Genomic DNA, 14,905 nt, shown 5'->3' on the forward strand with positions numbered 1-14,905 from the left:
CGGTACCGGTTGAGGACCTTCGAGACCGTCGATTGCGGCAGCCTCAGGTGGTAGCCGATGCGGTGCGGCCCCCACCGCCTCGTGAAGCGCAGCGCGATGATTCGCCGTTCGGTGCGCCGAGCACATTGGTTCGGGAAGAAGTGCGGGCGCGACGACCGGTCGACGAGCCCGGCACCACCCTGAGCCCGGTACCGGGTAACCCATTTGGCCACGGTCGCGCGAGAGACCTGGAGCCGTTCGGCGACCCGGGCTTGAGCCCAGCCGTCGTTCACGACGAGCTGAACCAGCTTCAGCCGGCCTCCCGGGGTCAGCGGGGCGTTGGCATGAGTAACGTAAGAGATGAGGGCCTCCGTTGCATCGTGTTGAGTGTGGTAACCCAATCGATACCGGAGGTCCTCACCTTTTTAGCTCACGCCACGCTCACAACCTGTGTGGGAACAACACCTAGCTGACGACGTCACCGTTCGGATACTCGTTCGTCAAGTCGACGCCACCATAGCTATCGACCACGGCGACAATGTCGACCTCGAGACCGAGCTCCTCCTTGACTCCCCTGCGTAAAGCGGATCCGCATCACCGACGACTCCTCCGGTGCCGGCGTAACCTTCGATTCTGCAACTGGCCTCGTGACCAACAACTGACCCGCGATAAACAAAAGCGAACCTTGGGGAGCCGCCCGGGGCCACTCCGCCCACAGTTACGTCGGAAGACAGGCCCCAGCTTTTTGCCGTGTAGGAGCTCCGGATGTCCCGTGAGAGGTCGCTCAGTCGTAATTCGTTCATGGCCGCTGTGAGATCAGTAACCTGCATACCTGATCGGTATTGGACCCGGCATTTGGATACTCGCGCTAATACATTGCATCCTCCGTGCCTGCAGAGGCAAGAACCGCTCTCAGCCTGCAACCCACCGTCCTCGTGACGGGAGAAATCGATGAACCCGAGTACCTTTGAGGAGCGGCTGAATGGTTCGGCGGCGTGCTCGGGGGAGGACACGTGGTGGTGGATCCGGTCGCTGCAAACGAGGCAAAGCTCAGCATTGAAATGAGTGATAGCGGGCTTCTCCATCTGCGCTGGCTGCCCGGGGTCCACGTTCAGGTCGAGGACGCTCGGGCCGCGATGGCGAAAGTCAACGAGGTCTGCCAGCAGGAAGAGCATCCCATGCTCGTCGATATGGCAGCGGTCGGTTCGGTTAGCCGTGAGGCCAGGGCTGTTTGGTCCATTCCCTGCAGCGCCTCACGCATTGCTCTATTAGGCGAATCGCCTGTAGATCGGGTCCTGGCGAACTTCTTCCTCGGTGTGCACGTCCCGCCTTGTCCGACTCGTTTTTTTACATCGCGCAGCGAGGCCTTGGACTGGCTTAGTGCCCGTGCATGAGCGCCGGGAAGTGCTGCCTGCCGCGATGAGGGCCACACCGGGCGTCTGTCCTTTGAGCGGGGAACCGGCGGTGGCGGTGCCCGACACGTTCCGGCCAACCGGCAGGGTTACTGACCGCCCGTCGGGCTGGCAGGCGCCTTCGGGTGGGTACTCCTCTTGGTGGAGTATCGATAGTGGGCCCACATCGGAGGTCGCTGGTGACCGCAGGATTCAGCGCGTGACAGATCGATTCAGGGCGACCCCGGGGCAGTTGCCAGTTCTTCGGCCGGGGTCTGCAAAGGGCCAGACTTCCCGTCGTGGATTGCACCTTTGGACGATATGAGCTCGGGAAAGGCCGCTGAGGACCCGCGCCTGCAGCAGTTGGTGGAGGGCATTGTCCGGTTGGCTGCCGGTGAGCTAGACACACGCATGAAAACTTCGGAACGTAGGGATGACATCGATGCTGTCATCACGGGTGTCAACCTGCTCGCGGAGGAACTTGACCATATTTACTCGGATCTGGAACGGCGGGTTGCCGACCGTACGGCCATGTTAGGGCGAGCGCAGGCTGAGCTGGAGCAGATGGCCAAGACGGATGCCTTAACAGGCCTTGCGAATAGGACCCTGCTCAACGAGCGGATCCAGGAGGCAATCCTGGCCAGTGCGGACAGCGGGAAAGCCCCGGCCGTGCTGGTGCTGGATCTGGATTCTTTCAAGGCCATAAATGACACTCTGGGCCATGGTGCCGGTGACGCAGTGCTGGTCGAGGTTGCCAAGCGTCTCCGGTCCGCCGTCAGGGCCGCCGATACAGTGGCCCGTCTGGGTGGGGATGAATTTGCCATCGTCATCACCGAGGCCACGGAAGAGGAGATCCTGCAAATTGCGCACCGGGCATCCGAGCAACTGCAGGACAGCGTGCGTGTCGGAACCGAAACGGTCTGGGCAATGGCCAGCATCGGGGTTTGCATCGGCACGCCGGGGTATCCGGCCGAGGCGCTGATGCGCGATGCTGACATCGCCATGTATCAGGCGAAGGAGCAGGGTCGCAACAACGTCCAGCTCTTCCACCCCGATATGCTCGACGCTGTCCGGGAACGCTCGCGCATAACCGCCGAACTACGCAGCGCTGTTGCCGGCGGCGAACTGGCACTGCGGTACCAGCCGGTGGTCGAATTGGCCTCCGGCAGGGTCATAGGCATCGAAGCCCTCCTTCGGTGGCATCATCCCGTGCGCGGAATTATTATGCCGGACAGCTTCATCCGCATCGCGGAAGAGACCGGCCTGATCCTAGAGCTGGGGCGGTGGGTGCTGCATGAAGGAGTCGCCCAGATGAGACGCTGGAGCGAAACCGCACCTGACCTGACGGACTTCCGTCTGCACATCAATCTTTCCGCCGCCGAACTGCTTCGCAGTGATCTGCTGGAGGATATCAGGGATACGCTGGACCGGAATCACGTGGCTCCGCGGCGTTTGGTTTTGGAGATCACCGAGACCGTGTTGATGTCTAGGGGAACGGCGGAAGAACAGGTCTTCAGCGGGCTGCGGGACATGGGCGTGGGGCTGCAAATTGACGACTTCGGTACCGGCTATTCGTCCATCAGCTATCTCCGGTCGCTTCCCGCGGACACGGTGAAGGTCGACCAATCCCTGATTCAGGACATGGGCTCGGACCCGCAGCAGCTGAAATTCATTGCTGCCATTCTTCAGCTGATTTCCTCTGTGGGACTGAAAGCGATCGTGGAAGGCATCGAAACCGCCGAGCAGGCGATCCAGTTGCAGGCCATGGGTTGCCTTTACGGGCAAGGCTATTACTACAGCTACCCGCTGCCGCCCGCGAAGGTACTGGATCAGCTCCGGAGCCTCGCGCAGCGTCGGTAGAGTTAGGGCATGTCAAAGCTTTGGGAACAGATGCTGCTTGTCCCAACAGTAGTACGCCTCACTTCCCGGGTACCGAGAGACCCGGCGGCCGCGTGGGATGGGTATTGGCGCGGAATCCACACCACCGGCCGTTCCGGAGACGTGCTGTGGGACTCCGGATCCCGGACCGAGCATGCGCAGTACTCCGACGCCGTCGTAGCCCACTTTGATCCGGCTCTTCCGGTGATTGACGTCGGGTGTGGTAACGGGACCTACACCCGCTGGCTTGCTGGTCTTTTTCCAAGCGTGCTCGGCATCGATGTTTCAACCGGCGCGGTCGAGTTGGCGAGGAGGGAAGCTGAAGGCGTCCAGAACGCCGACTTCATGGTCATGGATGCTGCGGGAGTAGGAGCGGGAGAGCACCTGTTGGAGCGGATGGGGCCTGCCAACGTTTTTGTCCGCGGAGTCTTTCACGTCCTGAAACCCGACAAACAGTCCAGCTTAGCTGCCAACCTGCGAACCGTCATCGGGCGCAGCGGCCGGGTGTTCCTCGCCGAAACCAACTTCCAAGGAAACAGCCTCGCCTACCTGCAGCAGCTGGGTGCCACGCCGCGAAGCATACCCCGGCAGTTGCAGAGCGCCCTGGAAAACCTGCCCCGCCCCGGGCGTTTCGGCGCCCAGGAACGGCACAGCACATTTTCGGATTCGGACTGGCAGTTGATCGCGGACGGGCCGGTGAACATCGAAGTGGTCCCGATGAAATCCACCGGTCTTTCGCAGCAGATTCCGGGATATTTCGCTCTTCTGGCCGGCAAATAAATCCAGCGAACATCCGCCCTGAGCGTCAAACGGCGGACTTGCTCTGAGGTACTGGCCCTGACACGTAGGAACAGCCGTTTCTCCGAACCCCGCTCACGTCGAGGGTCTCTCGCGTTACGTGGTGAAATGAAACCGCCAACGGACGCGGGCGACAAGACCCACCGATCGTCAGTCCGGGTTCTGGTCGACGCTGGCGGTCGGAGTCAGGTCGACTAAACTCACCGGCTCTACTTTTGCATGGGTCACGTCCGCCGGCGGCGCGACCGGAGAGTTCCGAAGCGAATCGCGGTCCGCCTCGCCATAGCCAACGATCTCGACTGTGACGGAGTCAAAGGTAAAGCTCAGTGCCCGCAGGGGGGTTCTGCGACGTGATGTAGAACGACCCTGGCCACGCGAGGCCACCGATCGGCGGCCCATCAGGATCGGGGTTAGCGAGAGTGACGCCAAACTCGGCGGCTAAGTCACGGCCGACATGGAACGGGAGCCCGACAGCATCCGGCACAGTCACGCGAGCCGCCAACAGCTCAGTCATAGCAACAAGCTACTCGCGGCCCGCCATGAAAACACCCCGCACCAGATCCGCGACCGTTGCATCGGTGGAACCGTCGCCGGGACGTGGTTCCGTGGGGACGGTTCAGCTGGTGGGCTGTCCTGCTCGCCAGTTGCGTGCATGGGTCAGTATCTGCTGGATGACTGCACTCTTGGCATCGGCGTAGTGGTTCGTATCGCTCCATGTGTTCTCCGCGAGCGTCCGCTTCGTGGATTCGTAGAGTGCACGGTCTGCAGCGCTGACCCGGAGCCAGTCGCGGAGGTCGAGGTAGTCGATTTGCTCAGCGGACTTTGGCGGAAGAACGTGCACGTGGAAGTCCAGCTCCGCCGTGCGGAGCATCCGGTGGCCGTATTCTCGGACACGGAGCTGCAACCCGATGGATTCCATTGGCACAAGGTAGGACTCCTCGTCGTCAATGTTGGCCACGACAAGCAGCATGTCGATCACCGGTTTCGCAGCCAGTCCAGGGACTGAGGTCGAACCGATGTGTTCGACCGACAGCGCAGCTGGGCCCAGGGAGTCCTGGATCTTTTGAGCCATGGAAGCTGCTTTTGAGGGCCATGTGTCGTCGTGATCGACGATGACGATCGCACGTTGCTCACGACCACCGATCAGGATGGTGTCGAATTCCGTGTCTCTTGCCTGGTCCATCCAGCGAGTCTGGCACGACAGACTCGGCCGTCCAGGCCAGACGGAAGTCCCTCAGCAGCGGAACCGTGACCGCGTCAAGCAGTCACCAAGTGAAACGTCGCTACGTCCACGACATCGTGGCCTTCGAGGTCCGGGTAGTGCGTGCGCAGTGCTCCGCGAAGAGCGTCAGCGTCGGGGAGGTCTTCCTGGCGAGCGTCGTCGTTGCTCAGGTGATCGAAGCGGCGTGATTCGATGCTCTCGATCTTGGCGTTGAGCCGCCGAATGGTGTCTCCGTCGTCGAATACAAGCACTGCCGATCCAGTCTGGATGGGATCGTGGTGGCGGATCGTGATTGTCTTCTGACCCGAAGCAATGCTGTCGTAGTAGCGAGGGTTGAAGTAGACGATTCTGGGGCCGAATGCGGGCTCCGGTGCCGAGTAGCTGCGGGGTAGTAGATCGCGTAGGGGTTCCGCGGTCACGTCGCCACCGGGGAGGGGCAGGATGACTGCCACATCGGGGTGAAGATCGAGCAAGACCTGTCGGCACCGTCCGCACGGAGCGAGCACACCACGGTCACGGTCACCGACCGCGACGATGGTGACGAGGGGGCCGGCGAGGGCCTGCGCGGCGGCTGCAATGACGACGAGTTCGGCGCATGGCCCACCCGTGAAGTGAAAAACGTTCACGCCCGTGTGGACATTGCCCTGGGTATCCATGGCCGCCGAGGCGACCGTGTGCGTGTCATCGTCTGGCAGTGATCGCACTATCGCTTCGGCGGCAGTCACGAGACGACGTTCGTTGTTTTCCAGCACGGGCCCAGTCTCGCATCGACACCGGCCCCCGACTCGCTCTGCGGACTCAAACGAGTTTCCGAATTGGGAACCCTGAGGGCGTACGGCAGTCGTTACGGTTCCGATCCAGTGCCCGTATGGCCGTCCAAGGCTCTGCTAGCTTGGCCTCGGCTCTCTGGGCCGGCCGGCAGGTGGGAACCGGTCCCTCAGGGATTAGGTCAGCACCTGTTTGAAGAGCGCTGGGTACTCATCATCAGCTAGGTCCAAAGACGTCGCCTCGTCCAAACTGAACCAGCCGAAAGCATCGTGTTCATCGGGCGCCGCATTGACGGTGTCGCCGTCCCACCCGTTGACCCTCCACACCTCCAGGAGGACGTCCGCTATTCGACGCGTTAGCAAAGCGTTATCCACGGTGTCACGGACGTGCCCGGTGTTCCGGTCTGGTGCGGCGGGGTGCTCGAACCGGGCATCGGCCGGGCAACAAATATCGCCCTTGTACTGGCCGGCGTCGCGGCATCCATCACCCAAATCGGGTTCCACCGCGTGGCGGTGTTTGAACCGGGCATCCGTGCATCGGATGTCCGCAGGCTGGGTGCAGACATGTCCAGACTCTGGATGATCCGTCCAATGAAACCGCTCTGACTCGCCACTAGATTCGAGGAAACCCGAACATCATCCGAACCGAGTCAACGGAGCACGAGTGCAGAATCAGTTCGAAGACAGCCGGAGTCCAACCTCGAAGCCGCTCGCCGGGATCCTGGTCGCGGACTTCTCCCGGGTACTGGCCGGTCCGCTGGCCACCGTGACGCTGGCCGACCTGGGAGCACGGGTGGTCAAGGTGGAGAGGCCGGGCAGCGGTGACGACACCCGCAGCTGGGGTCCGCCGTTCTCCGCCACGGGGGCCACCTATTTCGAGAGCGTGAACCGCAACAAGGAATCCCTCTGCCTCGACCTCACCGACGACGCCGACCTCGCCGTCGCGCGCGCTCTCGCCCTCAGGGCCGACGTGGTGGTCGAGAACTTCAAGCCAGGCGGGATGGACCGGCTCGGCCTGGGCTATGAGAGCCTCAAGGCAGAGAACCCCGGCCTCATCTACGCCTCGATCACCGGTTTCGGCAGCGGCGGTGGGGCCGACCTGCTCGGTTACGACTTCATGGTCCAGGCGCTGGGCGGGCTGATGAGCGTCACGGGGGACGAGAGTGGCCCGATGAAAGCGGGCGTCGCTCTCGTAGATGTGCTCACCGCGAAAGACACGACCATCGGCGTGCTCGCCGCCCTGACGGCCCGAGCGAGCACCGGCCTCGGTGCCCGGCTGGAAATGAACCTGCTGTCGAGCCTGCAGGGGGCGCTCGCCAACCAGGCGCAGGCGTACCTCGGCGCGGGCGTGGTTCCCGGAAGAATGGGCAACCGGCATCCGTCGATCGTGCCGTACCAGCTGCTTGCCTGCGCGGACGGACCACTGGCCGTGGCCTGCGGTAACGACGGCCAGTTCGCCAAGCTCGCCCGGGTGCTCGGCGACGAGCGACTCGCAACCGACCCGCGGTTCTCGACCAACTCGGCCCGTGTGCACCACCGTGAGGAACTCGTGCTCCTCCTGGAAGCGCGCCTCGCGGAGGCTCCGGCGCTGTCTTGGCAGAACCGGCTCACGGATGCCGGCGTACCGGCCGGGCAGGTTGCCACCATCGCCGAGGGCATCGAGCTCGCCGAATCACTGGGCCTGGAGCCGACGATCGAGGTGCAGGACGCCTCGGGTGCCACCATGGGCCGCCAGATTCGGCACCCCGTCAGCTGGACGCCGCCGCTGGCCCCGCGCACGAGCGCGCCGCCGGCCCTCGGCGAGCACAACGACTCCATTCGCACCTGGCTCACCGGCGCTGCGGTTCTCGTCGCACCCCGGGGCTAAGCAGGCTGAACCGGCTGCGTGGTGACGCCGCGCAGCGCCAGCCACAGGTTCGCCGCCACATCGGGATCGTCGAGGTCCGCGTCGATCAGTCGGGAGGCGATCTCGATCCGGTGCCGCAGCGAATTGCGGTGCAGCTGCAGATCCCGAGCGGTCGTCTCCCACTGGCCGCGATGGCCCAGGTAGCAGCGCACGGTATCCACGAGATCCGCCCTGGTGTAGCCCTTGAGCGCTTCGACCCAGGAATCGGCCAGCGGGTCGAGAACGTTCTCCGTCTGTACCAGTTGTCCCGGCGCTGCCCGCCGGCAGGCCCGGCCCACCTCAACCACGATGCCAGAGACCTGGGACGGCAGCACCGGACCGCTCATCGCGGCCCCTAGTCGGTCGGGAGCGACACCCGGCAGTCGCCTCGGCACAGGCGCCGGATGCTCCAGTTTCACCGTCTTGGCCGATGCAGCTGCGCCGCCAGCGACGTCTGGGGCGACGTGCGGCACGTCCAGGACCACGTAACTGAGTCCGTCGAAGATACACCGCAGGCTCGAGCGCCGGATGCTTTGCCGCAGCTCCGCGGCATCCTCCCGCGTCGCCATCGCGGCTACCGCATCGGCGAGCTCCTCGGTAGAGAGTAGGTCCACCTGCTCGCCGGTGACGGCCAGGACCCGCACCCGGTCCGTCACCGGGGGCAGTCCCAACTCCGCCGCAGCAAGGCGCGCGGCGTCGACGTAGCCGTGCAGGAGCAGGGTACTGGCGGTTCCGCCCAGGATCGCGTTGGCCCGGCGCATTTCCCAGTCCTGCTGCGCCGTGATCGACAGCAGCATGCAGCCGGTCAGCATGAGCTGCCGGTCCGCGGGGCGGAGCGCCCGCCCGGCTCCGACCGCCAGGAACCCGGCGGTTCGCCGGCCAGACACGATGGAGTACTCGACGACATCCGTTCCCAGCAGCGGGAAGGTCGCTGCGGCGTGCGTGCCGGCCAGGTTCAGCCGGGCCGTCTCCTCTCGGAGCTTCGGCAGCACCCGGCTCTCGGTCGTTGGCCAGAGGGACTCCGGCGTGCCGTCGGCCGGCAGGTACGCGGCCCAGCCGCCCAGCGCTTCGGCCAGGACCTTCACCACGGATGCTGCCGCTCCCGGCCGCGTGGCGGCGCGCGCGAGCGAGGTCTGCAGCCCCAGGTTCGCTGCAAAATCGGCCTGTTCGGTGCGGCCCACGATGTCCCAGTACGCCCGGGAAACCTGCAGGAAGGGGGTTCCGTCCGGAACGATCAGCAGCGCCAGCCCCGCCTCGCGGCACGCGGCGGCGAGGTGCGGCGGAACGTGGTCGGTGCCCGCGCCGAGGCCCAGCCCGAGGGCTGACACCCCGTGGTCGACGAGCCGCCGCACGTATCGGCGTACATGCTCGTCGGTTCCGGCCAACGGGATTCCCGTGGTCAGCAGTAGTTCGCCGCCGCCCAGGTACGGAGTCGGGTCGGTCAGCTCGGAGATGTGGACTCCCGTGAGGTCGCGGCGGGTCGGTCGCCCACCACCGTCTGACTGGAGGTCGCTGCCGAGCTGATCCTGCAGTTGGGTGAGGCTGATCGTCACCATGGGGTTCCTTTTCAACTCTGAAAGGCCAATATCTTGGATATTCTAGCCACGCCGCCCGGCCTTCTTAGACGTTTTATACGATGTCAAGCGGCGTGGCCTGCCCTACCTTTAGTCGATGGACACAGCGACCGTTCCCCAGACCCGACTCCTCCGGACGGCTATCCCGGGCCCTCGGTCCAATGCGCTGCAGGCCGAGCGGATGCGACAGGTCTCCAGCGGGTTCGGGACCGCGCTGCCGGTGTTCATCGAACGGGCCGAGGGCGGCATCCTGCAGGACGTCGACGGCAACCGCATCATCGACTTCGCCTCGGGTATCGCGGTCACCAGCGTCGGAGCCGCCAATCCGCTCGTGCAGGCGCGCGTCAGCGCGCAGCTTGCCCGCTTCACGCATACCTGTTTCATGGTCACCGAGTACGAGTCGTTCACGGCGGTCTGCGCCTGGCTGAACGCCCACACGCCCGGCGACTTCGAGAAGCGCACGGCGCTGTTCTCCACTGGTTCCGAGGCTGTGGAGAACGCCATCAAGATCGCCCGGGCCGCAACCGGCCGGGCCAGGGTCTTGGTCTTCGACGACGCCTATCACGGCCGGTCCCTGCTGACTATGGCCATGACCGCCAAGGAGAAGCCCTACAAGATCACTTTTGGGCCGTTCCCCACCGAGATCGTGCGTGCGCCGATGGCGGCTCCGCTGCGATGGCCGAGCGGCGCGGAGAACGCCACCGCCGAGGCGGTCGCCGGGGTCGAGGCTGTTCTGGCCGAGCACGGTCCCGAGACCTTCGCCGCCATGGTGATCGAGCCCATCCAGGGCGAGGGCGGCTTCATCGTGCCGGCTCCCGGTTTCCTGGCCGGGCTCCGCGACATCGCGGCCCGGCACGGGATCGTGTTCGTGCTCGACGAGGTGCAGGCCGGCATGGGCCGCACCGGCACGATGTTCGCCAGCGAGCACGAGGGCGTTGCCGCGGACCTCCTTGTCACGGGCAAGGCGCTCGGCGGAGGACTGCCTCTGACAGCCGTGACCGGCCGCGTCGAACTGATGAACGCCGTGCACACCGGGGGACTCGGCGGCACCTACGCCGGCAATCCGCTGGCCTGCGCGGCCGCGCTCGGCGTCTTCGAGGCGTTCGAGAACGGCGACCTGCTCGCCGGGGCACTGCGAATCGAGAGCACGGCCCGCCGCTTCCTGGAGCCGCTCGTGGCGGAGGATTCCCCCATCGTCGACTTCCGTGGCCGCGGCGCCATGCTCGCAATCGAATTCGCCGACTCCGGGACCCTCGAACCACGCCCCGAGCTCGCCGCCGCCGTTGCCGCCCGCTGTCACCAACAGGGGGTGCTCGTGCTCGTCTGCGGCACATACGGCAACGTCATCCGTCTGCTGCCCCCGCTCGTTATTGAACAGGATCTACTCGAAGACGGGCTCGCCGTGCTCCGGACAGCCGTCGAGACCATCTATGCCGAATCGACCGTCGGCGCTGCGGTGGTGCACGCGTGACCGAAACATTCGCACCGGCCGTCGACTCGGCCGTTGACCCGAGCTACGACCCCCGCACGGGCGCGCAGCACGGAAGCGTCTCTCACACTGCCCCGGAGCAGGTCGCCGAGATCCTGCGGCGGGCGCAGGGCGCGGCATCCCAGCTCGCCGACACCAGCCCCGCGACCCGGCAGGGCTGGCTGACCACGATTGCGGAATCCCTCCGAACCCACGAAGACGAACTCGTTCAGCTCGCCGGAGAGGAGACCGGCCTCGGCGCGGACCGGCTGCGCGGTGAACTCGCCAAGTGCGCCACCAGCACCGATTTCTACGGCGCGGTCGCGGCCGAGGGCAGCTACCTGGGTGCCAGCACCGAAGTCATCGGCGGCGACTCCACGCTGTCCCGCTGGAACATCCCCCTCGGCCCGGTCGCGGTGTTCGGGGCGAGTAACTTCCCGTTCGGGTTCGGCGTGATCGGCCACGACGTGGCGTCTGCGCTCGGCGCCGGCTGCCCCGTCATCGTCAAGGCTCACCCGGCCCACCCGCGACTCAGCGTGCGACTGGCGGAGCTGGTCTCCAACGCGCTCAACCGGGCCGGTGCCCCGGCAGGCAGCTACGCGCTCGTCGTCGGCTTCGACGCGGGCCTCCAGCTCGTCGACGCCTCCGAGGTCACGGCGGTAGCGTTCACCGGCAGTCAGGGCGGCGGGATGGCTCTCGTGCAGCGCGCCGCCGCGCGCGGCGTGCCGGTCTTTGCCGAAATGGGAACCGTGAACCCGGTCTTCGTCACGACGGATGCCGCGGCCGACACCGCGGGGATCGCAGCTGGCTTTGTCGGCTCCTTCACCCTCGGTGCCGGCCAGTTCTGCACCAAACCCGGGCTGCTCTTCGCCCCCGCGGGAGCCGGAATCTTCGAGGAAGTGCTGGCCCAGCTGTCGCAGGCCCCGCGGGCCCCGCTGCTGACCGCCGGCATCGCGTGCGGCTATCGGGCCGGTGTGGCGCAACTCATCGAGGCCGCCGATGTCGCGGGAAACGTCACGCCGACGGTCGTCACCGGGGAAACGCCGACCGACCCCGCTGACGGCTACGTGGCCGCCCCGCAGGCCGTCCTGGTGCGGCTGGAGGACCTTCACCCCGGCTCACGCCTGCTGGGAGAGTGCTTCGGCCCGGTCGCTCTGGTCTGCGAATACGAGGATGCCGGGGCTGCACTGGATGCTCTGACGCGCCTGCAGCCAAGCCTGGTCGCATCTGTCTTCACCAGCGGCCCGGGCGACCCGGAGTCGGCGGAGGTCGTGCGGCGGCTGCTTGGGCAGGTGGGCCGGGTCGCGCTGAATGCGTGGCCGACCGGAGTGGCCACCAGCTGGTCCATGCAGCACGGCGGGCCGTGGCCGGCCACGTCCCGGTCCGACGCGACGAGCGTTGGAGCGGGCGCGCTGGGCCGATTCGTGCGACCGGTCGCGGTGCAGAATGCCGAACTCGCGCACCTTTCGGATGCCCTCCACCCTGACAACCCCTGGCGAGTTCCTCGGCGCATCGACGGGCGACTGACGCTCCCCACCCTCTGACTTCCGGTTCAACCTAACGAAAGCGAAACCATGACTGACCTCGCATCCCGCATCGACCTGACCTTGACAACAGCTCCCGCCGGTATCGTTGCCTCGCCTCTGATCGACACCTCGGATCTCATCGACATCGAGTCCCTGCTCACCGCCGAGGAGGTCAAGCTGCGCGATTCGGTTCGGGCCTTCGTTGATTCCACCATCAGGCCCAACATCGCCGGCTGGTACGAGAACGGGGTCTTCCCTCTCGAAATCGTGCCCCAGATGGCGAAGCTCGGCCTGCTAGGAATGCACCTGAAGGGTTACGGCTGCCCGGGCCGCAGCAGTGTCGAGTACGGTCTGGCTGCCCTGGAGCTCGAGGCCGGGGACTCGGGCCTCCGAACCTTCGTGAGTGTGCAGGGGTCCCTCGCCATGAGCGCCATCCACAAGCACGGCTCGGAAGAGCAGAAGAACGAGTGGCTGCCGAAGATGGCGGCCGGCGAGGCGATCGGATGCTTCGGGCTGACCGAGCCGAACTCGGGCTCCGACCCCAGCAGCATGACCACGTTCGCCCGCCGCGATGGAGACGACTGGGTGATCACCGGCACGAAGCGGTGGATCGGGCTCGCCGCCGTCGCCCAGGTCGCCGTGATCTGGGCGATGACCGACGACGGGGTGCGCGGCTTCGTCGTGCCCACCGAGACCGCCGGCTTCACGGCCACGGTGATCGGACCGAAACTCTCCATGCGGGCGTCCATCCAGTGCGAGATCGACCTGGACAACGTGCGCCTGCCTGTCTCGGCGATGCTGCCGAAGGCCAAGGGGCTGAGCGGCCCGTTCTCCTGCCTGAATGAGGCACGGTACGGCATCATCTGGGGTGTCATGGGCGCGGCGCGCGACAGCTACCTCACCGCCCTGGCTTACGCCGGTGAGCGGATGCAGTTCGACAAGCCTCTGTCCGGCTACCAGCTGACCCAGCAGAAGCTCGTCGACATGGCGCTGGAGATCAACAAGGGCACGCTGCTCGCCCTGCACCTGGGCCGTCTCAAGGACGCCGGAACGCTCAAGCCGCACCAGATCTCCATCGGCAAGCTCAACAACACCCGCGAGGCGATCGCCATCTGCCGTGAGGCCCGCACAGTGCTCGGCGGCAACGGCATCACTCTGGATTACTCGCCGCTGCGCCACGCGAACAACCTCGAGAGCGTGCGCACCTACGAGGGCACCGATGAGGTCCACACGCTGATCGTCGGCAACCACATCACCGGAGTCGCCGCCTTCCGCTGACCCCGGTCCACCGTCCCGAGCTTGCACCGGGGTCATCTCGTGGCCAGTGATCAGCGCGGCCGGGAACGTCCCACCACACGACGAAGAACAGGTGAGCGATCATGGCAACCGCTGAAACGCAGATCGACAATGGGATCTTCAGGGTCACGAAGTGGACCATCGAGCCAAATGACGCCATTCCTATGCACGTGCACGAGTTCGAGTACGTGGTGGTGCCGCTCGTCAACGACAGCATGCGAGTGCTGAACTCCGACGGCTCGGAGATCGTGGCGGAGATTCGGCTCGGGGAGAGCTACACACGCCCGGCCGGCGCTGAGCACACAGTAATCAATCGTGGGGCCAACACGATCGAGTTCGTCGAGATAGAGAAGCTCCTCTAGCCGGCATCCAACCATGGATGTGCATAATCACGTGCTATCGGGCGATTGCCGGGGCGCAGTCCGCCCAAGACCGATTGGATGGGGAATGGATTCGTACTATCGGTTCTCAGCCGACGTCGCTGAGATAGACCGTGACCAGGTGCATCGCTGGATCAGCGAGCTGTCCTATTGGGCGCCAGGGCGGTCACGTGCCAGGCAGGACGCAGCCATAGACGGCTCACGAAACTTCGGTATCTACCACACCGAATCAAACAAGCAAGTCGCCTACGCCCGGGTCATCACGGATGGAGTGACTTTTGCATGGCTTTGCGACGTATTCGTCGACCCCGAGGTTCGAGGCCGCGGCATAGGCGGTGCTCTCATCGATGGAGTCTTGGAAGAGTGTGAACCACTTGGTCTGCGACGAATAGCTCTCTCGACAAACGATGCGCACGGCTTGTATTCCAGGTTAGGGTTCACGGCTTTGGATATCCCCGAGTCGTGGATGGAACGAATCGGGGACCCCATAGCTTGAGCACCAGCAGACCCGAATTGCGGCGGACGGTGGCTTGTTCCGAGTCAGTTTGGGTGCTCGGCCCATACTCGCGCCCATACTTCGGTCCAGGCGAGCGTTTTCCGGGTGCCAGCGGGAGGTGACCGCGTTTCTCGGCGAGTTCGGAAGTGCGCACATTTCGTCCTGATGCACGGGAGGAATTGTAAAATTGAGGGTTACTAAGTGCGTATTTTCGTTTTTTTCGCCGACAAAGTTGGCTGATATTG

General features: G+C 65.0%; 14 protein-coding genes. 9 read left to right on the top strand and 5 right to left on the bottom strand.

Annotation, left to right across the window (positions count from 1 at the left end):
• A partial coding sequence (locus tag E3N94_RS08275) for a leucine zipper domain-containing protein (protein WP_241987090.1) occupies positions 1-341 on the bottom strand: 341 nt, incomplete at its 3' end.
• Positions 342-1,040: 699 nt separating this feature from the next.
• On the opposite strand from E3N94_RS08275, the gene E3N94_RS08280 reads away from it, so the two are divergent.
• The 3 genes from E3N94_RS08280 (at position 1,041) to E3N94_RS08290 (ending at position 4,028) form a co-directional block, all read left to right on the top strand.
• The gene (locus E3N94_RS08280) at positions 1,041-1,373 is read left to right on the top strand and encodes an STAS/SEC14 domain-containing protein (RefSeq protein ID WP_104102200.1); all 333 of its coding nucleotides are present in this window, start codon (positions 1,041-1,043) and stop codon (positions 1,371-1,373) included.
• 318 nt (positions 1,374-1,691) lie between these two features.
• Positions 1,692-3,230 carry an EAL domain-containing protein gene (locus E3N94_RS08285; protein ID WP_134419349.1) on the top strand — a complete coding sequence of 513 codons (1,539 nt, stop codon included), beginning with the start codon at positions 1,692-1,694 and terminating at the stop codon, positions 3,228-3,230.
• 9 nt (positions 3,231-3,239) lie between these two features.
• Complete coding sequence (locus E3N94_RS08290) at positions 3,240-4,028, top strand: class I SAM-dependent methyltransferase (RefSeq protein ID WP_104101742.1); 789 nt, start codon at positions 3,240-3,242, stop codon at positions 4,026-4,028.
• 634 nt (positions 4,029-4,662) lie between these two features.
• On the opposite strand, the gene E3N94_RS08295 is transcribed toward E3N94_RS08290, so the two are convergent.
• From E3N94_RS08295 to E3N94_RS08305, 3 genes are all read right to left on the bottom strand, one after another.
• Positions 4,663-5,229 (bottom strand): GrpB family protein, encoded by a 567-nt coding sequence (locus tag E3N94_RS08295; protein ID WP_134419347.1) that lies wholly within the window; start codon positions 5,227-5,229, stop codon positions 4,663-4,665.
• A gap of 74 nt (positions 5,230-5,303) precedes the next feature.
• Positions 5,304-6,020: an ASCH domain-containing protein gene (locus E3N94_RS08300; protein WP_134341927.1), complete on the bottom strand. Its 717-nt coding sequence runs from the start codon at positions 6,018-6,020 to the stop codon at positions 5,304-5,306.
• 192 nt (positions 6,021-6,212) lie between these two features.
• Positions 6,213-6,539, bottom strand: a complete 327-nt coding sequence (locus tag E3N94_RS08305) for an NUDIX hydrolase (protein WP_134373395.1) — start codon at positions 6,537-6,539, stop codon at positions 6,213-6,215.
• Positions 6,540-6,699: 160 nt separating this feature from the next.
• Between E3N94_RS08305 and E3N94_RS08310 the strand changes: the two genes are divergently transcribed.
• Positions 6,700-7,902: a CoA transferase gene (locus E3N94_RS08310; RefSeq protein WP_241973159.1), complete on the top strand. Its 1,203-nt coding sequence runs from the start codon at positions 6,700-6,702 to the stop codon at positions 7,900-7,902.
• On the opposite strand, the gene E3N94_RS08315 is transcribed toward E3N94_RS08310, so the two are convergent.
• A complete protein-coding gene (locus E3N94_RS08315; protein ID WP_134570069.1) occupies positions 7,899-9,476 on the bottom strand; it encodes a PucR family transcriptional regulator in 1,578 nt (525 codons plus the stop codon). The two genes, E3N94_RS08310 and E3N94_RS08315, sit on opposite strands and share 4 nt — an antisense overlap.
• 115 nt (positions 9,477-9,591) lie before the next feature.
• Here E3N94_RS08315 and E3N94_RS08320 point away from each other — a divergent pair, with 115 nt between their 5' ends.
• From E3N94_RS08320 to E3N94_RS08340, 5 genes are all read left to right on the top strand, one after another.
• Positions 9,592-10,965: an aminotransferase class III-fold pyridoxal phosphate-dependent enzyme gene (locus tag E3N94_RS08320; RefSeq protein ID WP_134341930.1), complete on the top strand. Its 1,374-nt coding sequence runs from the start codon at positions 9,592-9,594 to the stop codon at positions 10,963-10,965.
• A complete protein-coding gene (locus E3N94_RS08325) occupies positions 10,962-12,506 on the top strand; it encodes an aldehyde dehydrogenase family protein (RefSeq protein ID WP_134570070.1) in 1,545 nt (514 codons plus the stop codon). The genes E3N94_RS08320 and E3N94_RS08325 overlap by 4 nt, the downstream gene beginning before the upstream one ends.
• 30 nt (positions 12,507-12,536) lie before the next feature.
• Positions 12,537-13,766, top strand: a complete 1,230-nt coding sequence (locus tag E3N94_RS08330) for an acyl-CoA dehydrogenase family protein (protein WP_134341932.1) — start codon at positions 12,537-12,539, stop codon at positions 13,764-13,766.
• Between the two features lie 101 nt (positions 13,767-13,867).
• Entirely contained in the window at positions 13,868-14,146 is a 279-nt protein-coding gene (locus E3N94_RS08335) for a cupin (protein WP_134373405.1), read from the top strand.
• An 85-nt stretch (positions 14,147-14,231) separates the two neighbouring features.
• Entirely contained in the window at positions 14,232-14,660 is a 429-nt protein-coding gene (locus tag E3N94_RS08340) for a GNAT family N-acetyltransferase (RefSeq protein WP_134570071.1), read from the top strand.
• Positions 14,661-14,905: the final 245 nt, after the last annotated feature.

The sequence above is a fragment of the Cryobacterium sp. Sr3 genome, from assembly GCF_004402835.1.
Classification (GTDB): Bacteria; Actinomycetota; Actinomycetes; order Actinomycetales; family Microbacteriaceae; genus Cryobacterium; species Cryobacterium sandaracinum.